Here is a 20,433-nt window from a genome sequence, read left to right on the forward strand (position 1 = left end):
CGCACCAGGCACCGCGCCGCCGCACGGCCGGTGCCGCGCACCGCAGGCACCGCACCGCTGGGACACACGAACCGGCCACCGGCCGCGTACCGACGGTCCCACTCCCGGTCCGTCTCAGAGAGCAGGTCCCGCACGTGTCCGTATCCACCCCGACCGCCCCGGCGCCGCCTTCCCCGCAAAGGCGCCGTGGAGGCAAGGCGCCGGCCGCACCCCCGGGCGGCCGGCGCCGGCGGCCCCCGCTGCTGCTGCTCCTGCCGGCCGCCGTCATCCTCATCCCGCTGGTCGCCTACCCGATCTACCAGCTCGGCCTGCTGTCCGTCCTGGACTTCGGACAGGCCCAGGCCTCGGGCGGCGCCCCGACCTCCTTCGTCGGCCTCGGCAACTACACGAAGATCCTTGAGGACGAGCAGTTCTGGACGGTGCTGCTCCAGACCATCGGCTTCGCCGCGTTCTGCGTGGTCGCCACCCTCGCCGTCGGCGCCACCCTCGCGGTGCTGCTCACCAAGGTCGGCCGGTGGCCGCGGCTGGTGCTGACCACCGCGGCGATGGCCGCGTGGGCGGCGCCGGCGATGACCGGCTCGACGGTGTGGAGCTTCCTGTTCGACACCAACCTCGGTCTGGTCAACCACACCCTGGAGGGCCTGGGGCTCTCCGGCTTCCACGAGTTCAACTGGTTCTACGACAAGTGGACCGCGTTCCTGATCGTCGGCGCCGTGGTGGTGTGGCACTCCTACCCGTTCGTGATGGTCACCCTCTACGCGGGCATCCGGGCCATCCCGGAGGAGGTCCTGGAGGCCGCCGCCCTGGACGGCGCCAACACCTGGACCACCTTCCGCCGGATCACCGCCCCGATGCTGCGGCCCATCCTGACCATCGTGGTGATCCAGTCGGTGATCTGGGACTTCAAGGTCTTCACCCAGATCTACGTGATGACCGAGGGCGGCGGCATCGCCGGCCAGAACCTGGTGCTCAACGTGTACGCGTACCAGAAGGCGTTCGCCTCCTCGCAGTACGGGCTGGGCGCGGCGATCGGCGTGATCATGCTGCTGATCCTGGTGATCCCGACGGTCCTGTACATCCGCACCCTGCGACGGACGGGGAACGAACTGTGAGCCCGGCGAACCCCCTCGCTGCCGTGAAGCCGGCCCGCAACACCCGTGGCCGGTGGCGCCTGGCCGCCAACACCGGCGCGGTCCTGCTGGCCGTGGTCACCGCCTTCCCGATCTTCTGGATGGTGCTCTCGGCCTTCAAGCCCAAGGGTGAGATCCAGTCGCTCGACCCGAAGCCGTGGACCGCCCACCCCACGCTGGAGAGCTTCCGTCAGGTGCTCAGCGTGGACGGCTTCGGCCGGTACTTCGTGAACAGCCTGGTCGTCGCGCTGTCGGTGGTGGTGCTGTCGGCGATCGTGGTCTTCCTGGCGGCGGTGGCCGTGACCAGGTTCCGGTTCAGGTTCCGCACGACCATCATGGTGATGTTCCTGATCGCCCAGATGATCCCGGTCGAGGCGCTGACCATCCCGCTGTTCTTCATGTTCCGCGACGCCGGGCGGTTCGCCCCCGGCATCGGGCTGAACACCCTGGCCTCGCTGGTCCTGGTGCAGCTGGCGTTCTCGCTGCCGTTCGGGATCTGGATGATGCGCGGTTTCGTCGCGGCCGTGCCGGCCTCGATCGAGGAGGCGGCGCAGATCGACGGCGCCAGCCGGACCCGCATCCTGTGGCGCATCCTGCTGCCGCTGGTGGCGCCGGGCCTCGCCGCGACCAGTGTGTTCTCCTTCATCGCGGCCTGGAACGACTTCGTCTTCGCCAAGACGTTCATCATCAGCGCCACCGAGAACCAGACGCTGCCCTCGGCGCTGCTGGTCTTCTTCAAGCCGGACGAGAACGACTGGGGCGGCATCATGGCGGCGTCCACGCTGATGACCGTGCCGGTGCTGATCTTCTTCATCGCGGTGCAGCGCAAGCTGGTCTCCGGACTGGCCGGTGCGGTGAAGGACTGACGGCCGTGCCGGTCACTGACGGCCGCCCCGGCCACTGACGTCCGCGCCGGTCACTGACGTCCGCGCCGGTCACTGACGTCCGCGCCGGTCACTGACGGCCGCCGACCCGCTGACGTCAGCGGCTTGCCGACGGCCGCCGTCCAGGGCCCCCGGGAGCCCCGCCACCGTGCGGGGCTCCCGCGGTCGTTCGGGCGCCGGACCCCGGGCGGCTCAGGCCGCCGCCGCGCGGTCGCGGCCAGGGACGGCGACCAGCACGAACTGCGCGCCGCTGTCGTCCCGGACCAGCGCGGAGCGGCCGTACGGCGTCGGGGCGGGCCCGCTGAGCACGGCGCCGCCGAGGTCGCGCACCCGGGCGGCCGTGCGGTCGGTGTCCCCGGTCGCGAAGTGGGCCAGCCAACGCGCGCCGGTGCCCGGGCGGCAGGGGCCGATGCTGCACGCCGGGAGTCCGGCGACCCGGGCGAGGGCGTGGCCGGCCCGCGGCCGGTCGTAGGTGTAGCCGAAGACCCGGCGGTAGAAGGACCGGGCGGTGTCGGGGTCGGGGGAGAGGTGCTCGTTCCAGGCGAGCGCGCCCGGCTCGTCGACCAGCCCCGCGCCGTCGATGGTGCCGGCCTGCCAGAGCCCGAAGCGGGCGCCGAGCGGGTCGACGGCCAGCGTGGCGCGGCCCTGCTCGGGCACCTCGTACGGCCCGCGGACCGGCCGTCCACCGGCGGCCCGGACGGCGGTGGCGGTGCGCAGCGGATCCGGGCAGGCGAGGAAGGTGGTCCAGCCGGCGGGCGGCTCGGCCGCCCGGGCCGGTTCGACGGCCGCGACCTGGGCGCCGTACCGGGTGGCCACCGCCTCGCCGTGGCCGGTCGGGACGAACTCCCAGTCGAACAGGGCGGCGTAGAAGGCCTGTGCCCGGGCGGTGTCCGGCGTGGTGAGCACGACCCAGCACGGCACTCCGGCGCGGTAGACGCCAGGTTTCGGCATGCGGCCCTCCTGACGGGAGCCGGTGCCGGGTGCCCCGGCCCCTCCCGCCAGCCTCCGCGCCCGGCGGGTGCGGGGCAAGCCGGGCTCAGGAGACCCCGTGCGGCCGGAACTGGATGCTGATCCGGGGGCCCACCGGGCGGGCCGTCTTGGGGATCGCGTGCTCCCAGGTGCGCTGGCAGGATCCGCCCATCACCACCAGGTCACCGTGGCCGAGCGGGTGGCGGACGACCGCGGCGCCGCCGTTCCGGGGCCGCAGTGCCAGGACGCGCGGCTCGCCGACGGAGAGGATCGCCACCATGGTGTCCTCGCGGGCGCCGCGCCCGATCCGGTCGCCGTGCCAGGCCACGCTGTCCCGGCCGTCCCGGTAGTAGCAGAGGCCGAGGGTGCGGAACGGCTCGCCCAGCTCCCCGGCGTAGTGCCGGCTCAACAGCTCCCGGGCCCGGCCGAGCACCGGGTGCGGGGGCTCGGCCTGCGCCGGGTAGGAGGCCAGCAGGCGCGGGACGTCGACCATCCGCTCGTACATCTCGCGGCGCTCGGCCCGCCAGGGCACCGTGGTGGCCAGCTGTTCGAACAGTTCGTCCGCGCCGTGCAGCCAGCCCGGCAGCAGGTCCAGCCAGGCGCCGTCACCGAGCGGCTGCCGCCGCAGGCCGTCGAGCGGCCCGAGGCGGATGCCGCCGTGGTCCGCGTCGTCGAACAGCGAGGGCTGGAGGTGGACGGTGCCGTGCATGGGGCCCAGGGTACGCCTCCATTCGAACATGTGCTCGAACAGAAAGGTCTTAGGCTGCGGTCATGGCGATCAACGGTTTCGGGGTCACCGAGTTCCAGCTGGTGCTGCTGCGCCGGATGGCCGACTTCCAGCCCGGACTGGTCGAGGAGGCGGTGCGGCGGCTGGGCGCCACCCGCGCCTCGATGCGGGAGGCGAACAAACGCTGGCAGGCGATGGTCTGCGCGCCCGGCTTCCCGCGCGGGGCCGCCCGCTACGCCGCCGTGCTCGGCCCCGCCGAGGCGAGCGTGGAGCGCCGGATCGGGGACCTCGCCTGTACCGCGCGGCAGTGGGCGCTGCCGCTCTGGCCCGAGCTGCGGTTCGAGATCCTGCTCGGCCCGGCCGGGGGAGGTGGGCCGCTGCTGAACGAGTGGCTGGTCCGGGCGGCCGGCGCCCCGGTGCCCGTGCTGCGCACGCCGGCCGACCTCGTGCCGTGGAGCTGTGTGGTGGGTGACGTCGGCGCCGCCTTCCCGTCGGCCGTGCCGCGGGAGGGGAGCGCGCCGACCAGGTTCCGGCTGGACTTCGCGGCGCCGGGCGCCGACGGGCGGCCGCGCACCTGGGCGGCCGACTTCACCTGGGGGCTGCTCCAGGAGGTCAGGGAACTGGACGGCCAGGGCATGGCTATTCCAGGCGATGCAAGGTGATATTCAGTGAATGCCTTCGATTTGCAGGCCTTGGAGGGGTGTGACAGCCTAATCGCAGACATTGGAGAGATCTGGCATCGGAAAGCGAAGGATCATGTCGGACGGCGCGCGCGTCATCGTCGGAGTCAGCGGATCACTGCACAGCCTGACCGCCCTGCACCGGGCGGCGGAGGAGGCCAGGGCCCGGCAGGCTGTCCTGGTCCCGGTGCTCGCCTGGACGCCGGTCGGTGGCGAGCGCAACTACCGTGCCCGCCCGTGCCCGCCGCTGCTGCGCGCCTGGCAGGAACTCGCCGAGGCGCGGATGGCGGGCGCGCTGGAGCAGGCCTTCGGCGGCCTGCCGATCGGGGTGCCGGTCCAGCCACTGGTCGTGCGCGGCGAGGCCGCGGCGGTGCTGACCGGGCTCGCCGACCGGCCGGGCGACCTGCTGGTGGTCTCCACCGGCGCTCAGGGCGGCCTGCGGGCCGGGCTGCGCGGCCTGCTGCGCCGCTCCGTCGCCCGGCGCTGCCTCGCCCGGGCCCGCGGCGGGGTGCTCGTCGTCCCGCCGTCCACGCTGCACGAGGACCTGCGGGCGCTGCACCGCGGCATCGACCTGCGGGAACTCGTCGCCGCCTGACGGCTCGTCAACCGCGGTGGGTGATGCGCCCGTCGACGATCGTGAGGGTGGGCAGCAGCTCGCGCAGGGCGTCCGCCGGACACTCCAGCGGATCGGTCGGCCACACCGTGAGGTCGGCGAACGCCCCCGGGCGCAGGCTGCCGCGCACGGCGCTCTCGCCCGTCAGCCGGGCCGCGTTCACTGTGTGCAGTGCGACAGCCTCGGCCCGGCCGATCGCGTGCTCCGGGCCGACCACCCCGGCGGTGGTGCCCCGGGTGGTCATGCCCCACACCGACACCATCGCGCCGTACGGGCCGACCGGGAAGTCAGAGCCGCCGGTGAGCAGAGCCCCTTCGTCCAGCCACTCGCGCAGCGGGAAGAGCGCGGCCGTGCGCTCCTCGCCCCAGGCCCGTTGCTGGGTGAGCGCGCCGTCGTGCAGCAGCGGATGCTGGACCGTCACCGGGATGCCGAGCGCGATCGCCCGGGCCCGCTGGCCGGGGCGGGCCAGGCCGCCGTGCTCGACCACCAGCGTGCCGGGCGGCAGGCCGGGGCGGCGCTCCAGCACCTGCTCGAAGACGTCCAGCAGGACCCGAAGACCCCGGTCGCCCCAGGCGTGCACGCCGACCCGCCAGCCGCGCCCCACCACCCGGTCCACGGCCGCGAGCAGTTCGGCCGGCTCCCAGAGCAGCCGGCCGTGGTAGCACGGCTGCCCCTGGTACGGCTCCTCCAGCGCGCCCGCCTCGAAGCCGCCGTCGATGCCGAACTTGACGCCCCACAGGCGCAGTCGGTCGTCGTCCCGGCCGGCCTCGCGCCACGCGTCCATCCGGTCCAGCAGGGCGTCCACCTGCGCGGGCGTACGGGCCGCGAATCCGGACACCAGGGCCCGGACCCGGACGGCGAGCGCCCCCTCGGCGCGGGCCGCGTCCAGGACGTCGAGGTCCTCGACAGGGACGAGGCAGTCGCGGACGGTGCCGATCCCGGTGGCGGCGAAGGCGGCGGAGGCCGCGCGCAGGCCCTCGATCCGCTCGGCGGGGGTGGGGCGCGGCAGGACCCGCTCGACCAGCTCCACCGCCCGGTTGACCAGCCGGCCGGTGAGCCGCCCGTGCTCGTCGCGCTCGATCACGCCGCCGGGCGGCGCCTCGGTGGCCTCGGTGATCCCGGCCAGCCGCAGCGCCGCCGAGTTGAGCACCACGTTGTACGCGCCGCGCCGCACCAGCACCGGGTGTGCGGCGGTGGCCGCGTCCAACTCCGCGGTGGTGGGCAGCCGTTGCTCGGCCAGCAGCACCTCCTGCCAGTTGACCGTGGTGGGGATCCACTCCCCGGCCGGGGTGCGGGCGGCGCGCTCGCGGATCAGGCCGAGGAACTCCGGGAGGTCGCGGGCCCGGTGGACCGGCACGCCGTGGACGCTCAGGGCCGCCAGCACCAGGTGGGCGTGGGTGTCGTCGAAGGCGGGCAGCACGGTCGAGGCGGGGGCGTCCACCACCCCGGTGTCCGGCCCTATCAGGGCGTCCAGTCCGTCGGGCGCGGGGGACAGGGCGGTGATCCGGCCGCCGGTGACGGCGATCGCGCGCCGCGGCGGCTCGCCGGGCACCAGGGTGTGCACGGCGGCGGCGCGGATCAGCAGCTCGGCGGGGGCGGGCTCGGTCATCGCGGCTCCTGGAGGCGGGACTGTCCGGTGACCTTCTCGACGTACCGAAGGCTCGGCCCGGCGAGCAGCCCGTGCAACTCGGTGAACACCGCGCGGGCCGGCACCGCGTTCCAGCCGGCGGGCAGCAGCTGCGCGGGCAGCCCCGGGTCCAGGTACGGCAGCCGGCGCCACTGGGTGAGCATCGGCACGTAGTCGCGGAACGCCTCGGCCGGGTCCACCGGCGAGCGTCCGCGCAGCTCCTCGGCGACCGGCCGCCAGGCGCCTTCGAAGGCCTCGTACTGCGCTTCGATCGCCGGGAGGTCCCACCAACTCGCCACCGCCGTACGGAGATCGGCGAAGCCGGCGTACTCGGCGGAGAGGAAGAGGTGGACGTAGGCACTCAGTCCGAGCCGGTCCAGCAGCCGGCGGGCGTCGGGCAGCAGCCGGGCGGGCGCCAGCCAGACCCCGGGGGCGGCGTTGCCGAAGCCGAGCCAGCTCAGCCGGGAGCGCAGCTGGTGACGGTGGGCGCGGGCGGACTCGGGGACGGAGAAGACCGCCACCACCCAGCCGTCGGCGAGGTCGGCGGGCTCCAGGCTGTGGAAGATCCGCCGGTCGCCCTCCTCGAAGACCGGCTCCATCGCCGGGGCGAGCCGGTAGCCGGTGCCGCCGCGGCGCTCCTGGATCAGCGTGCCGGCCTTCTTCAGCCGGGACGTCGCCGACCGGACGGCGGGGCCGTCGACGTCCAGCTCGGCCAGCAGCGCGATCAGGTCGGCGATGGATATCCAGCCGCCGAGGGGGCGGACGAACTCGCCGTAGACGGTGTGGATCAGGGAGCTGGGCCGGGCGGCGTTCTCGGACATGCGCGGGCCCTCCTCCCCGTCGGTGGTGGTGATCATAACGAGAGCGCCGGTACGGGGGCGCGGGTTCCCGCGTTTCCGAGGGGAGCCCGGGCTGCCGCGCCCGCTCCCGGTCCTGCGGGCAGGCCTTGCGCCCAGGTCCGGCGCGATGGCCGCTACGCGTAGGCGCCGGAGAGCAGGTGCCCGGCGCCGGGCGCGAAGGCGGGCAGGCCGAGGGCCCGCAGGAGCTGGTGGGTGGTGCAGACGGCGGCCGAGACCACCGGTTTGCCCAGCTGCTGCTCGGCCTCCTCGACGGCCGACAGCGAGGGCAACTGCACACAGGCGGAGAGGACCACGGCGTCCGCCTCGGCGTGGTCGAGCCCGCGGGCGATCGCGGGCAGCCGGGCGGGGTCGTGGGCGGCCACGTCGAGGTTGTCGGCGATCTCCAGGGCGGCGTGGTCGAGCACCTCGATGCCCTCCGCCGCGAGGTACTCGACCACCGTCCGGGCCAGCGGCCGCAGGTAGGGGGTGACCATGGCGACCTTCGCGGCCCCGAGTTCGCGCAGCCCGGCGACCAGCGCGCCGGCGCTGGTGACCACGGGCGCGGGGGCGCCGTTGTGGACGGTGCGCAGGTGCAGCCGCCGCTCGGCCTCTCGGTGGTAGCCGTGGCCGGTGGCCATCACGGCGACCAGGCAGGCGTAGCCGATCACGTCCACCCGGGCGTCCGAGAGCTCGGCGGCGCAGCGGTCGGACTCGGCGTCCATGGCGCGCAGTTGCTCGGGGGTGACCTTGGTCATCCGCATCCGGCTGGAGTGGAAGGTGAACCGCTCCGGGGCGACCGCCTCGCGGGCCCGCAGCAGGGCGGGGACCTCGGTCTCCATGGTCACGTTGGAACTCGGGACGATCTGGCCGATCCGGTAGGTGGTCATCGGGTCCGGACTCCTCTCAGCGGGCGCGTCGGTCAGCGGGCGCCGCGTCGGTCGGTGGGGGCCGGTCACCGTGCGCCGGTCAGCGGGCGTCGATCACCGGGTTGGCGAGCGTGCCGATCCGCTCGATGGTGGCCTCGACGAGGTCGCCGGGCTGGAGGAACTGCGGGGGCACCATCCCGGCGCCGACGCCCGAGGGGGAGCCGGTGGCGATCACGTCGCCCGCCTCCAGGGTGACGCCGGAGGAGATGTCGGCGATCAGCCGGGCGACGCCGAACAGCATGTGGCGGGTGTTGGAGTCCTGCCGCGTCTCGCCGTTGACCTTCAGCGACAGGTCGAGCCGCTGCGGGTCCGGGATCTCGTCGGCCGTCACCACGACCGGGCCGAAGGGCGCGTAGCTGTCCTGGCCCTTGGAGAAGAACCACTGCCCGGAGCGCCGCTGGTCGCGGGCGCTGATGTCGTTGACGATGCTGTAGCCGAACACGTGCCGCAGCGCGTCCTCCTCGGCCACCCGGAAGGCGGGTGCGCCGATCACCACGGCGAGTTCGCACTCCCAGTCGAGCTGCTTGGTGAGGTCGGCGTTGTGCAGGATGGGCTCGCCGGGGCCGGTGACGGCCGTCGAGGGCTTGCCGAACAGCACCGGCCGGTCCGGCAGTTCGCGGTCGGTGTCCAGGGTGCGGTGGGACTCGGCCACGTGCTCCACGTAGTTGAGCCCGACACCGACGATCTTGCCCGGGCGCAGCGGCGCGCACAGGGAGACCTCGGCGAGCGGCCTGGTGGCCGGGGCTCCGGCGAGCAGCTCGCGGGCGGTGGTCAGGGCGGCTTCCCCGGCGCGGATCAACCCGAGGAGGTCGGTGGGCAGCCGGGTGCCGGCGGCGTCGGCCAGGGCGGTCAGGTCGGCGACCCGGTCGCCGTCGAGCCGGGCGCCGAGGCGGGGGGTGGGGTCGCCGTCGGCGCGGTAGGTCAGCAGGTGCATGGCGGTGGGGCTCCTGGTCAGGCGGTGGTGGCGGGCTGCTGCCCGAGCGGGTGGGCCTCCTCGCGGTGGAGGCCGAGCGAGTGGATCAGCGGGAAGTCGTCGAAGGAGAACAGGCAGGCGTCCTCGCCCTGGTCGAGGTTCGCGTGTTCGTGCCAGGCCCAGGACGGGACGACGAAGACGTCCCCCTGCCGCCATTCGAAGCGCTGCCCGGCGATCACCGAGACGCCGTGCCCCTTGGCCGCCGTGTAGACCACCGAGCCGGTGTGCCGGTGGGCGCGGGTGGCCTGGCCGGGGCGCAGCAGTTGCAGGTGGGCGGACATGGTCGGCATCACCGGGCCGCCGGTGACCGGGTTGGTGTACTCCATGATCACGCCGTCGTAGGGCGAGCCCTCGGTGGCGCGGGCGAGCCGGCACAGCGCTTCGTAGCTGGGCTCCCAGGGCCAGCCGAACAGCGGTGAGTAGGGCCGGGTCCACTTCTCGACGCCGTACGGGAGCAGGTTGCCGCCGTAGCTGAGCAGCGAGGAGTTGACGACGGGCCCCGGCCGCTGGTGGAGGTCGGGGTGGACCTCGTAGAAGTTGGCGTCGAGGGTGTTGACCAGCGGGATGTCCAGGCCGTCCTGCCAGATCACCGGGGCGTCGCCGGACTCGTTGCCGTGCTCGTGCCAGGTGTTGTTGGGGGTGATGGCGAAGTCCCGCGGGCCGACCCTCAGCTTCTGCCCGTCCACGATGGTCCAGGCGCCGGTGCCCTCGTGGACGAAGCGCAGGGCGGAGGCCTGGTGGCGGTGGGCGGTCATCGTCTCGCCGGGGCCCATGATCTGCAGGCCGGTGTACAACAGGCCCACGGCGGCGCTCAGTTCGCGGCGTCCGGGGTTCACCAGCATCACCACCCGGCGCCCGGCGTCGTCGGCCTTCACCAGCGGCAGCGCCTTGCGCACCAGCGGGCGGAGGTCGGCGTAGCGCCAGAGCGTCGGGACGGACTTCGGCTGCGGGTACCAGGGTTCGATCTCGTTCGCGACCGTCCACAGGGCCCCGGCCTCGTAAGCGGCCAACTCCTCGTAGTACGCCCGCAGTTCCGGGCTGTCGGTGACCCTGGCCCGGCCGATCCGGTCGTCGTCCTGGCCGGTCGCGCGCTCGCCCGCGCCTTCGGCCGCGTGTTCGGCGGGGTGCTCGGTGCCGGTCATGACTCCTCCTCGGGGAGCACCAGCGGCCGCAGCGGGCGGTTGTCCACGTGCAGCCGGAAGACGTCGAAGCGGTTGTAGTGGCCGACGATGTCGTGCATCTGCTTGGGCTGGATGCAGCGCCCGAGGTCGATCTCCCCGTAGACGATGCCCTCCTCGTCCACCAGCGGGTCGGTGACGGCGCGGCCGTCCGGGCCGAAGATCCCGGACAGGGCGCTGTGCGGGCGGGAGAGCTGCTCGCGCACCCGCGGGTCGTCGCCGGCGAGCAGGTCCACCATCGCGGGCGAGACGGTGGAGCAGGAGACGACGGAGAACACCTTCCCCTCGAAGCAGTGCGCGGCCGTGCGCAGCGCGATCGACTCCGCCATGTCGTAGTCCTCGGGGCCCACCGGCAGCGCGATGTAGCAGGCGGCGTGGACGAGTTCGCCCTGCGCCAGCAGGGTGAAGCGGGCCAGCGGGTTGGTGTTCTCGCCGCAGGCCAGGGCGCCGAGCGGGCCGACGCCGGTGGGGTGCACCCTCAGGGTGCTGCCGTCGCCCTGCGCCCAGGTCAGCTTCTCGGCCCAGGTGGGCATCAACTTCCGGTGGGAGGTCAGCAGTTCGCCGTTCGAGCCGATGATGAGCAGGGTGTTGTACAGCAAGCCGAGGCCGGGGCCGCCGCGCTCGTTGATCCCGATCACCAGCACCACCCCGGCCTGCCGGGCGGCGGCGCGCAGGGTGTCGACGTACGGCCCGGGGACGTCCACGGCGGCCCGGTACAGGCGCTCGAACCAGGGCGAGCCCTGCACCGGGTTCATGGTCCAGTTCCAGTACGGGTAGCCGGGGACGAAGACCTCGGGGAAGACCACCAGTTCGGCGCCGTTCCGGGCCGCCTCCCGGAGCAGCGCGACGGCCTTGTCGACGGTGGCGGCCGGGTCCAGGTAGACGGGGGCGGCCTGCACGGCGGCGGCGGTGAAGCGGGGCAGGTGGGGCATCCCTCACTCCTCGGGACGGGGTGGTGACCAGCGGCGGTGGACGGGCGCGGGCGGCTCGCGCAGCAGGCTCAGGCGCGGGGCCACCCGGTCGGCGTTCGGACCCGGCGGTTTGCGGCTGCCCGCCCGCCAGGGCTCGGGCCAGGGGGCGCCCGGCCCGGTGTGGCCCTGCTCGGCGGCGGCGTGCAGCGTCCAGAGCGGGTCGTAGAGGTGCGCCCGGCCGACCGCGACCAGGTCGGCCCGCCCGGCCAGCAGGACGGAGTCGGCGTCGTCCGGCCCGGAGATCGCGCCGACCGCGATGGTCGGCAGGCCGGTGGCCGCGCGGATCAGCTCGGCGAAGGGCGTCTGGTAGCCGCGCCCGTACGGGGGCCGCTGGTGCGCGACCACCTCGCCGGTGGAGACGTCCAGCGCGTCCGCCCCCGCCCCGGCGAGCGCGCGGCAGATCGCCACGGCCTCCTCCTCGGTGGTGCCGCCGGGCGCCCAGTCGCTGGCCGAGATCCGCACCAGCAGCGGCCGGCCGGCGGGCCAGACGGCGCGCACCGCCGCCAGCACCTCCAGCGGCAGCCGCAGCCGCTGGGCGAGCGGGCCGCCGTAGTGGTCGGTGCGGCGGTTGGTGAGCGGGGAGAGGAAGGAGGAGAGCAGGTGGCCGTGCCCGAACTGGAGCTCCAGGGCGTCGAAGCCGGCCCGGGCGGCGCGCTCGGCGGCGGCCGTGAAGTCCGCCGTCATTGCCGTCAGTTGGATCTCGCTCGCCTCGTGGGGCACCGGGCTGTCGGCGTCCCAGGGGAGGGCCGAGGGGGCGATCAGCGGCCAGCCGTCGGCGAGCGGCCGCCCGATGCCGTCCGGCCCGGGGACGGCGGTGGCGCCCCGGCGGCCGGCGTGGGTCAGCTGGATGCCGACCGGGGTGTCGCTCACCGCCCGGACCGCGTCCCGGAGCCGGCGCCAGGCCGCCTCCTGGCGGTCGGCCCACAGCCCCGGGCAGCGGTCGGTGGCCCGGCCCTCGGGGCTGACCGCCGTCATCCCGGCGATGACCAGCCCCGCGCCGCCGAGCGCGTGCCCGGTCAGCTGGGCCAGGTCGAAGCCGCTGGGCAGCGCGTCGGGGGAGGTGAAGGTGGCCAGCGGGGGCACCACGACGCGGTTGCGCAGCTCCAGCGCGCCCAGCTTCAGCGGCCGGAACATCGGCGGCACCCCGGGTGAGCCCCCGAAGGCGGTGTCCACGGCGTCCACGAAGGCGCGGTCGCGGGCCCGCAGGTTGCCGTAGGTGACCCGCCGGCTGCGGGTCAGCAGGTTGAAGGCGAACTGGTCGACGCCCTGCCCGGTGCGCCGTCCGATGGTCTCGAACCACTCCAGGCTGGCCTGCGCGGCGCGTTGGGTGGACTCCACCACCGGGCGCCGCTCGGCCTCGTACGCGGCCAGCGCGTCGTCCAGGGTCGGCTGTTCGCCCAGCGCGGCGGCCAGGGCGAGCGCGTCCTCCAGGGCCAGCTTGGTGCCCGAACCGATCGAGAAGTGCGCGGAGTGGGCCGCGTCGCCGAGCAGGACGGTGTTGCCGTGGCGCCAACTCCCGTTCCGCACCGTGGTGAAGCGGATCCACCGGGAGGCGTTGGGGATCAGCCGGTGGCCGTCCAGATGGCCGGCGAACAGCTCGGCGCAGCGCCGCACGCTCACCAGGTCGCTCTCGCCGCGCCCCGGTTCCCGGGCGGCGAGCGCCCCGAAGCCCGCGCGGCGCCAGGGCTCCTCGGCGGCCTCGACGATGAAGGTCGAGCGGGTGGCGCTGTACGGGTAGGCGTGCACCTGGAGGACGCCGAAGTCGAACCGCTCGACGATGAAGGTGAAGGCCTCGAAGACCTTGTCGGTGGCGAGCCACATGTAGCGGCAGTGGCGCTCGTCCAGCTCCGGGCGGAACCTCTCCGGGTGGGCCGCCCGGGTGCCGGAGCGGATGCCGTCGGCGGCCACCACCAGGTCGTGTTCGGCGGCCAGCCGGTCCACGGGCGGGGCCGGGGTCCGGTAGCGCACGTCCACCGCCAGTTCGGCGCAGCGCCGTTGCAGGATGGCGCGCAGCCGGTTGCGGTCCAGGGCGGCGAAGCCGTGGCCGCCGCTGGTGCGCACCTCGCCCGCGTAGCGGATGTCGATGTCGCTCCAGCGGGCGAACTCGGCGCTGATCGCGGCGAAGACGCGCGGGTCGGCCCGGGCGATGCCGTCCAGCGTCTCGTCGGAGAAGACCACGCCGAAGCCGAACTCGTCGTCCCGGCCGTCCCGTTCGAAGACGGTGATCTCCCGCTCGGGTGCCAACTGCTTGGCCAGGGCGGCGAAGTAGAGCCCGCCGGGGCCGCCCCCGATCACCGCGATCCGCCGCGCCACCGGGGTCATGCCAGCACCTCGGGACTCTGCGGCCCGGCCTCCGACAGCGTGCGGCGGACCTGCGCGGGCCACGGCTCGGCCCCCGCGTCGTGCGGCGCCGCGTGCACCACCGACATCCGGCCGCTCGCGGCCAGCCCGTTCGGGCCGTACACCTCGAAGGCGTAGTGCAGCGAGGAGCCGCCGACCCGGACCACCCGCAGCTCGGTGCGCACCAGGTCGCCGAACCAGAGCCGCTCGCGGTAGTCGGCCTCGAAGTGCACCCGGGGTATCCGTCCGAACAGCTCGGCCAGCCCGAGCCGGCGCAGCAGCGCCGCCTCCGCCGCCTCGGCCCAGCGCTGCACGGCGGAGAAGTGGTAGTGCCCGGCGGCGTCGGTGTCGGACCACTCCACCCGGCGCTCGACGGTGACGCTGGCCGGGGCGAGCGCGGCCCGCCGCCGCAGCTCGGCGCGGTGCAGCTTGCCGGTCGCGGTGCGCGGCAGCTCGGGCAGGAACTCCACCGCCCGCGGGTACTTGTACGGCGCTATAGCGCCCTTGACGTGCTCCTGGAGCGCCCGCACCGTCTCCGGCCCGGTGGGGACGCCCTCGCGCAGCACCACGTACGCCTTGACCACCGTGCCGCGCTTCTCGTCCGGCGCGCCGACCACCGCGCAGTCCGCCACGTCGGGGTGGGCGGCCAGGGCCTGCTCCACCTCCGGGCCGGCGATGTTGTAGCCGGCCGAGACGATCATGTCGTCATGGCGCGCCTGGTACCAGAAGTAGCCGTCGCCGTCCCGGACGCAGGTGTCGCCGGTGAGGTTCCAGCCGCCGCGGACGTAGTCGACCTGGCGGTCGTCGGCCAGGTAGCGGCAGCCGGTCGGGCCCTTGACGGCGAGCAGCCCGGGCTCGCCGTCCGGCACCGGGCGGCCCTGCTCGTCCAGCACCGCGGCCCGGTAGCCCGGTACGGGCCTGCCGGTGGAGCCAGGGCGGATGTCCTGGCCGGCGGCCGAGACGAACACGTGCAGCAGCTCGGTGGCGCCGATGCCGTCGATCAGCCGTTTCCCGGTGGCCGCGTGGAAGGCCCGCCAGACGGCGACGGGCAGCGGCTCGCCCGCCGAGACGCAGTGGCGCACCCCGGCCAGCCGGTCGGCCAGTCCGGCGGCCAGGATCGCCCGGTAGGCGGTCGGCGCGGTGAACAGCACGCTCACCCGGTGCCGGCGGACCTGCTCGGCGAGCTGCTCGGGGGTGGCCTGCTCCAGCAGCAGTCCGGCGGCCCCCGCCCGCAGCGGGAAGACCAGCAGGCCGCCGAGGCCGAAGGTGAAGCCGAGCGGCGGGGTGCCGGCGAAGAGGTCCTCGGGGGTGGGGTGGAGCAGGTGGCGGGAGAAGGTGTCGGCGATGGCGAGCACGTCGCGGTGGAAGTGCAGGGTGGCCTTGGGGCGGCCGGTGGTGCCGGAGGTGAAGGCGATCAGCGCGACGTCGTCGGCGGCGGTCGGGACGGCGGTGAAGCCGGCGGGCTTGGCGGCGCAGCGGGCGGTGAGGTCACCGGGGTCGGGGCCGCCGAACGGCAGGACGCGCAGGCCGGGGGTGTGTGCCGCGCGGAGTTCGGCCAGGAAGCGGTGGTCGCACAGGGCGAGGACGGGCTCGGCGATGCCGTGCAGTTCGGTGAGCTCGGCGGCCCGCAGCAGCGGCACGGTGGTGACGACCACCCCGCCGGCCTTCAGGACACCGAGCCAACAGGCGGCCAGCCACGGGGTGTTGGGACCGCGCAGCAGTACCCGGTTACCGGTGGCGAGGCCGAGGTCCTCGGTCAGCAGGCGGGCGATCCGGTCGGCGTGGTCGCGCAGTTCGCCGTAGGACCACCGCTCGGTGGCGGTGAGCAGGCAGCGGCGGTCCGGACCGAGGCGTTCGATGGTCTCGTCGAGGAGGGCGGCGGCGCAGTTCAGGCGGTCAGGGTAGGCCAACTCCGGTAGGTCGAAGAGGAGTTCCGGCCACTGCTCGAAGGGTGGGAGATGGTCTCGACAGAACGTGTCCACGTGCGCGGAGGGGGATAGCTCCATGGGCGGGCACCTCATCGTGCGAGCGGGAGTGAGGCCAGTATGGCGCGCTGGTGACGCCAGTCAAGAGAGCGATACATGCATTCGGGCGACGGCCCGGGGGCGCTCGCCGCGCGGGAACGGCGGATGGGCCCGGACCCACGACCGGGTGGGTCTGGGCCCACTCCTCGGCTGAGCAGGGCGTCCGCCGCTTCCGTACGGTGCACAGTGGTCGCATCGACCGGAGAGCGAGGAGCGGGAACGTGGGGCAACGGGCTTCCTGGGGTGGACGCGCGGGGGTGGGGTTCCTGAGGGCGGTCGCGGTGTCGGCCGTCACCCTGCTGATCCCGGCGCTGTGGGTGGCCGCCGTGGCCCTGGGGGTCGGGTGGGGCGCGGCCAACCCGTGGTCATGGCTGCTGCCCGTGGTGCTGGTGGCCGCCGGCACGCTCGCGGCGGCCCGTCCGGTCTGCCGGGCGGTGCGCTTCCTGGTCGAGCGGTGGACCGGTACCGTCGTCCCGGCCGGCTACCGGACGGCCGGGCCGGTCATCCGGATGTCCACCGGCTACTGGTGGAACGGGTACGCGTACGAGCGCAGCCGCCGGGACGCCCTCATCGACCAGTCCTGGCGGCTCTGGTGGAGCGATCCGGCCACCTGGCGCGACCTGCGGTTCGCCGCGATCGCCCCGTTCGCGGCGGGCCTGCCCGCGCTGCTCCCGCCGGCCGGGGCGGTGCTGGCGGTGCTCGGGCTGCTCAGGACCGAGCCCTGGGCCCGGCCGGCCGGCGCGGCGGCGGCGGTGGTGGCCGTCGCCGCCGCGCCGTACGCCTGGCGGCTGGTGGAGCCGGTGGCGGTCCGCTTCCTCGGCCCGTCCCGCGCGATGCTGCTGGCCGATCGGGTGGACGAACTGACCGCCCAGCGCGCGGACGTGACGATCGCCCAGGCCGCCGAGATCCGCCGGATCGAGCGGGACCTGCACGACGGCGCCCAGGCCGGGCTGGTCGCGCTCGGGCTCTCCCTGGCGACCGCCGAGAAGCTGATGGAGAGCGACCCCGAGCGGGCCCGGGCGCTGATGCGGGCGGCCCGGGCCGGCGCGGCGAGCTCGCTGGCCGAACTGCGCGACCTGGTCCGGGGCATCAACCCGCCGTTGCTCAACGAGCGCGGACTGGTGGACGCCGTGCGCGCGCTCGCCCTGAACAGCCCGCTCGACGTGGCCGTCACCGCCGACGGGCCGTTCCGGCTGGAGCCGCCGATCGAGTCCGCGGTGTACTTCGGGGTCGCCGAGCTGCTCACCAACGCCGCCAAGCACGCCCGGGCGACACGGGTGCGGATCACCGTCGGGCACAGCGGGACCGGCGTCGTGGTGGAGGTCCGGGACGACGGCCGGGGCGGCGCGACGGCGGGCGGCGGAGGAGGCCTCGCCGGACTGCGCCGCCGGCTCGCGGTGTTCGACGGCACCCTGGAGCTCGCCAGCCCGGTCGGCGGACCGACCCGAGCGACCATCATGGTGCCATGCGAATCGTTGTAGCCGAGGACCTCTACCTGCTCCGCGAGGGGTTGGTCCACCTGATCGAGGCCTACGGGCACCAGGTGGTGGCGACGGCCACCACCGGACCGGAGACCCTCGACGCCCTGCTGACCTGGCGCCCGGACGTCGCCGTCGTCGACGTCCGGATGCCGCCGACCCAGTCGGACGAGGGCCTCCGGGCGGCCCTGGCCGCGCGCCGGGAGGTGCCCGGGCTGCCGGTGCTGGTCCTCTCCCAGCACGTCGAGCAGCTCTACGCCCGCGAGTTGCTGGCCGACGGCGCGGGCGGCATCGGGTACTTCCTCAAGGAGAGCGTGTTCGACGGAGACCAGTTCTTCGACGCCCTGGAGCGGGTGGCCGGGGGCGGGACGGCCATGGATCCGGCCGTGATCGGCGCGCTGGTGTCCTCCGCCCCCGCCGACCGGCGGCTCGACCGGCTCACCGAGCGCGAGTCGCAGGTGCTCGCCCTGATGGCGGAGGGGCTGTCCAACCAGGCCATCGCCGGGCGGCTGTTCCTCAGCGACAGCGCGATCGGCAAGTACACCACCTCGATGTTCGGCAAGCTCGGGCTCACCGACGACGAGAACGGCAACCGGCGGGTGCTGGCCGTACTGGCCTACCTCAACAAGTCCTGAGGTTCAGGAGGCCGGGGCGGTGGCGTCCGGGGTGGCGCCGCCGTCCTGGGCCCGCCGGGCGCGCTCGGCGAGCGGCTGGAGGAGGCCGGGGAGCAGGCTGCCCGCGAGCGACCCGTCGGGATCCTCCTCGCGCACCATCAGCAGCATGCCGCCGACCCTGGCCAGCACCACCGTCGACGGCCCCCGGGTGCGGGTGGCGCTCTGGTCGCCGATCCCGGGCAGGGGCGCCGCCGTCGGCTCGGCCCCGGGGGTGCGGTCGAGCGTGGTGGCGAAGGCCTGCGCGGCCGTTGCGGGGGAGTCGAAGGCGACCGCGTCGAGCGTCAGGCGGTGCTCCCCGGGTGCGGTGAACATCACGGTGGCGGAGGTGAGTTGCCGGTCGCAGGCGGTCGGCAGCAGACACGGCACGGGGCCGCCCTGGCCCGTCCCCGACTCGGGGCCGCGCTCCACCTGCCAGCCGGGCAGCGGCAGCGTCCGCGGCAGCACACCGCGCGACAGCGCCGGATCGCGCGGGGCCGGGGCGGCGTGCGCCAGGTCGGGGCCGCCTGGCTTCAGCAGCGGGCGCGAGCCCAGGTGGACGCCGAGTGCGACCACGGCGGCGATCAGCACCAGGGCGAGTGCCACCACGATCCCGGCGCTGCCCCGGCGGGCGGTGAGCGCCCGGGCGGCCGGGGCGATCCGCAGCTGGACGGTGGTCGGGCTCCCGGCCGGTGACGGCGCGGACGGTGGCGGCGCGGACGGTGGCGGCGCGGCCCGTGGGCCGGTTCGCAGCTGGACGGTGACGGGTTCGGTCCGCAGGTGGACGGTCGGCGGATCGGCCGGCCTCCCGAGCCCGGTGGTGGCCAGGTACCGGGCGAACGCCGGGTCGGCGTCCAGCAGTTGCGCCACCGCGGCGGTCAGCAGCGCCCGGGCCCGCACGTCCCCCGGGTCCGCCTCCGCCGCCGTCAGGGCGCGGGCCCCCTCCGGCACCGTCCGCAGCCGGGCCCGCAGCACCTCCGCCACCGCCCGGTGCGGCCCGTCGCCCAGCAGCGCCGCCACCGCGTCCGGCGTCAGCCCCCGGCCGTCCCCCATGGCAACTCCCCTTGCCGTACGGTCGTTTCTCCCACGATCGCGCACCGCGACCCACTTCGTACCCAGGCCGAACGGAACGGAGACGCAACCGCGACCGCATCCGGACACGGAGGGAACGGACCTCGGGCCGGGCGCGGTCCCGCCACCGCCGGGGGAGGCGGTGGCGTGGCTCAGACCGGCGGGTCGCCGAGGCGCCGGGGCACCGCCGACCGGCGTCGGCGGTGGCCGGGACCGTGCCCACGGGCAACCGCGCGGCGGGGCCGCCCTCCTCCCGGCTCCGGCGCGACCACGGCGAAAGCGGGCCGCACGGGCGGGCCGCGGCGCCGGTCAGCGCAGGTCGAAGACCAGACGGGCGGAGACCCTGCCGCTCAGCACCTCCTCGAAGCAGCCGTTCACGTCTTCGAGCCGGCGGGTCTCGCGGATCACCCGGGTGCGGCCGAGGGCGTGCAGCCGGAAGACCTCGGCGAGGTCCTCGCGGGTGCCGACGATCGAGCCGATCACCTTGGTGCCGTTCAACACCGTCTCGAAGACCGGGAGTTCGAGCTTTCCGCCGGCCGGAAGGGCGACCAGGACCAGGGTGCCGCCGCGGCGCAGGGCGCCGTAGGCGGCCTGGAAGGAGGCGTTGCTGACGGCGAGGGCGATCGCCGCGTGGGCCCCGCCGAGCGCCTGGACCTCGGCGGCGACGTCCTGGGTGCGGGCGTCGAGCACGTGGTCGGCGCCGAGTTCGCGGGCCAGGGCGAGCTTGTCGTCGGTGACGTCGACCGCGATCGTCTCGGCGCCGAAGATCCGGGCGTACTGGAGCGCCAGGTGGCCGAGTCCGCCGATGCCGGAGACCAGCACCCGGGTGCCGGGCCGGGCGCCCGAGACCTTGAGCGCCTTGTAGGTGGTGACGCCCGCGCAGGACAGCGGGGCGGCGTCCAGCGGGTCGATGCCGTCGGGGACGGGGACGACGTAGTCGCCGTGCGCGAGCGCGTACTCGGCGTACCCGCCGTCCACCGAGTAGCCGCTGTTGTGCTGTTGAAGACAGAGCGTCTCCCAGCCGGAGACGCACTGGTCGCAGCGCCCGCAGGCGTCCGCGAGCCAGGGGATGGCGACCCGCTGGCCGACCCGGACGTGCCGGACCTGCGGGCCGGCCGCCTCCACGATCCCGACGCCCTCGTGCCCGGGGACGAACGGCGGAGTGGGCTTGACCGGCCAGTCGCCGTGGGCGGCGTGGATGTCGGTGTGGCAGAGGCCGGAGGTCTCGATCCTGACGCGCACCTGGTGCGCGGCCGGTTCCGGGACCGGCCGGTCCTCGATGGCCAGGGGTGCGGTGAAGTCGTGGACGACGGCGGCCTTCATGCTCTGCTCCCTCGGGGTGCGGGCGGGTAC

The 20,433-nt window shown here is 74.8% G+C and carries 18 protein-coding genes and 1 pseudogene; 6 read left to right on the forward strand and 13 right to left on the reverse strand.

Annotation, left to right across the window (positions count from 1 at the left end; translation table 11 throughout):
* The first annotated feature begins 134 nt into the window (after positions 1–134).
* Both ACZ55U_RS14615 and ACZ55U_RS14620 read left to right on the forward strand, forming a co-directional pair.
* Complete coding sequence (locus ACZ55U_RS14615; protein ID WP_465526141.1) at positions 135–1,112, forward strand: carbohydrate ABC transporter permease; 978 nt, start codon at positions 135–137, stop codon at positions 1,110–1,112.
* Complete coding sequence (locus ACZ55U_RS14620) at positions 1,109–1,996, forward strand: carbohydrate ABC transporter permease (RefSeq protein ID WP_465526143.1); 888 nt, start codon at positions 1,109–1,111, stop codon at positions 1,994–1,996. The genes ACZ55U_RS14615 and ACZ55U_RS14620 overlap by 4 nt, the downstream gene beginning before the upstream one ends.
* A gap of 210 nt (positions 1,997–2,206) precedes the next feature.
* Here the strand turns inward: ACZ55U_RS14620 and ACZ55U_RS14625 are convergent, their stop codons facing one another.
* Together ACZ55U_RS14625 and ACZ55U_RS14630 are read right to left on the reverse strand one after the other, a co-directional pair.
* Entirely contained in the window at positions 2,207–2,965 is a 759-nt protein-coding gene (locus ACZ55U_RS14625) for a VOC family protein (RefSeq protein WP_465526145.1), read from the reverse strand.
* 85 nt (positions 2,966–3,050) lie between these two features.
* Positions 3,051–3,692 carry an alpha-ketoglutarate-dependent dioxygenase AlkB gene (locus ACZ55U_RS14630; protein ID WP_465526147.1) on the reverse strand — a complete coding sequence of 214 codons (642 nt, stop codon included), beginning with the start codon at positions 3,690–3,692 and terminating at the stop codon, positions 3,051–3,053.
* Positions 3,693–3,754: 62 nt separating this feature from the next.
* Between ACZ55U_RS14630 and ACZ55U_RS14635 the strand changes: the two genes are divergently transcribed.
* Together ACZ55U_RS14635 and ACZ55U_RS14640 are read left to right on the forward strand one after the other, a co-directional pair.
* The gene (locus ACZ55U_RS14635) at positions 3,755–4,372 is read left to right on the forward strand and encodes a hypothetical protein (protein WP_465526149.1); all 618 of its coding nucleotides are present in this window, start codon (positions 3,755–3,757) and stop codon (positions 4,370–4,372) included.
* Positions 4,373–4,466: 94 nt separating this feature from the next.
* Positions 4,467–4,985: a universal stress protein gene (locus ACZ55U_RS14640; RefSeq protein WP_465526151.1), complete on the forward strand. Its 519-nt coding sequence runs from the start codon at positions 4,467–4,469 to the stop codon at positions 4,983–4,985.
* A gap of 7 nt (positions 4,986–4,992) precedes the next feature.
* Here ACZ55U_RS14640 and ACZ55U_RS14645 read toward each other — a convergent pair whose 3' ends face one another.
* The 9 genes and pseudogenes from ACZ55U_RS14645 to ACZ55U_RS14685 form a co-directional block, all read right to left on the reverse strand.
* Positions 4,993–6,612 carry an amidohydrolase gene (locus tag ACZ55U_RS14645; protein WP_465526153.1) on the reverse strand — a complete coding sequence of 540 codons (1,620 nt, stop codon included), beginning with the start codon at positions 6,610–6,612 and terminating at the stop codon, positions 4,993–4,995.
* Positions 6,609–7,451, reverse strand: coding sequence for a PaaX family transcriptional regulator (locus ACZ55U_RS14650; protein WP_465526155.1), 843 nt, complete (start codon positions 7,449–7,451; stop codon positions 6,609–6,611). The genes ACZ55U_RS14645 and ACZ55U_RS14650 overlap by 4 nt, the downstream gene beginning before the upstream one ends.
* A 152-nt stretch (positions 7,452–7,603) precedes the next feature.
* Positions 7,604–8,356, reverse strand: coding sequence for a maleate cis-trans isomerase family protein (locus tag ACZ55U_RS14655; RefSeq protein ID WP_465526157.1), 753 nt, complete (start codon positions 8,354–8,356; stop codon positions 7,604–7,606).
* A 79-nt stretch (positions 8,357–8,435) separates the two neighbouring features.
* The gene (locus ACZ55U_RS14660; RefSeq protein WP_465526159.1) at positions 8,436–9,329 is read right to left on the reverse strand and encodes a fumarylacetoacetate hydrolase family protein; all 894 of its coding nucleotides are present in this window, start codon (positions 9,327–9,329) and stop codon (positions 8,436–8,438) included.
* A 17-nt stretch (positions 9,330–9,346) separates the two neighbouring features.
* Positions 9,347–10,510, reverse strand: a complete 1,164-nt coding sequence (locus ACZ55U_RS14665) for a cupin domain-containing protein (RefSeq protein ID WP_465526161.1) — start codon at positions 10,508–10,510, stop codon at positions 9,347–9,349.
* Complete coding sequence (locus tag ACZ55U_RS14670) at positions 10,507–11,478, reverse strand: carbon-nitrogen hydrolase family protein (protein ID WP_465526163.1); 972 nt, start codon at positions 11,476–11,478, stop codon at positions 10,507–10,509. Before ACZ55U_RS14670 ends, ACZ55U_RS14665 begins: the two co-directional genes overlap by 4 nt.
* A 3-nt stretch (positions 11,479–11,481) precedes the next feature.
* Positions 11,482–13,839, reverse strand: a complete 2,358-nt coding sequence (locus ACZ55U_RS14675) for an oxidoreductase (RefSeq protein ID WP_465526165.1) — start codon at positions 13,837–13,839, stop codon at positions 11,482–11,484.
* A complete protein-coding gene (locus tag ACZ55U_RS14680) occupies positions 13,836–14,219 on the reverse strand; it encodes an acyl-CoA thioesterase (protein WP_465526266.1) in 384 nt (127 codons plus the stop codon). Before ACZ55U_RS14680 ends, ACZ55U_RS14675 begins: the two co-directional genes overlap by 4 nt.
* Positions 14,220–14,252: 33 nt before the next feature.
* A pseudogene (locus ACZ55U_RS14685) lies at positions 14,253–15,863 on the reverse strand (AMP-binding protein); the annotation flags it as partial.
* A 239-nt stretch (positions 15,864–16,102) separates the two neighbouring features.
* On the opposite strand from ACZ55U_RS14685, the gene ACZ55U_RS14690 reads away from it, so the two are divergent.
* Together ACZ55U_RS14690 and ACZ55U_RS14695 are read left to right on the forward strand one after the other, a co-directional pair.
* Positions 16,103–17,362 carry a sensor histidine kinase gene (locus ACZ55U_RS14690; RefSeq protein ID WP_465526167.1) on the forward strand — a complete coding sequence of 420 codons (1,260 nt, stop codon included), beginning with the start codon at positions 16,103–16,105 and terminating at the stop codon, positions 17,360–17,362.
* Positions 17,347–17,994, forward strand: a complete 648-nt coding sequence (locus ACZ55U_RS14695) for a response regulator transcription factor (RefSeq protein ID WP_465526169.1) — start codon at positions 17,347–17,349, stop codon at positions 17,992–17,994. The genes ACZ55U_RS14690 and ACZ55U_RS14695 overlap by 16 nt, the downstream gene beginning before the upstream one ends.
* 3 nt (positions 17,995–17,997) lie before the next feature.
* On the opposite strand, the gene ACZ55U_RS14700 is transcribed toward ACZ55U_RS14695, so the two are convergent.
* Entirely contained in the window at positions 17,998–19,062 is a 1,065-nt protein-coding gene (locus ACZ55U_RS14700; RefSeq protein ID WP_465526171.1) for a hemophore-related protein, read from the reverse strand.
* A gap of 327 nt (positions 19,063–19,389) precedes the next feature.
* Positions 19,390–20,403, reverse strand: coding sequence for an alcohol dehydrogenase AdhP (gene adhP / locus ACZ55U_RS14705; RefSeq protein ID WP_465526173.1), 1,014 nt, complete (start codon positions 20,401–20,403; stop codon positions 19,390–19,392).
* Positions 20,404–20,433 lie beyond the last annotated feature (30 nt).

The organism is Kitasatospora sp. NPDC034533, assembly GCF_055575155.1.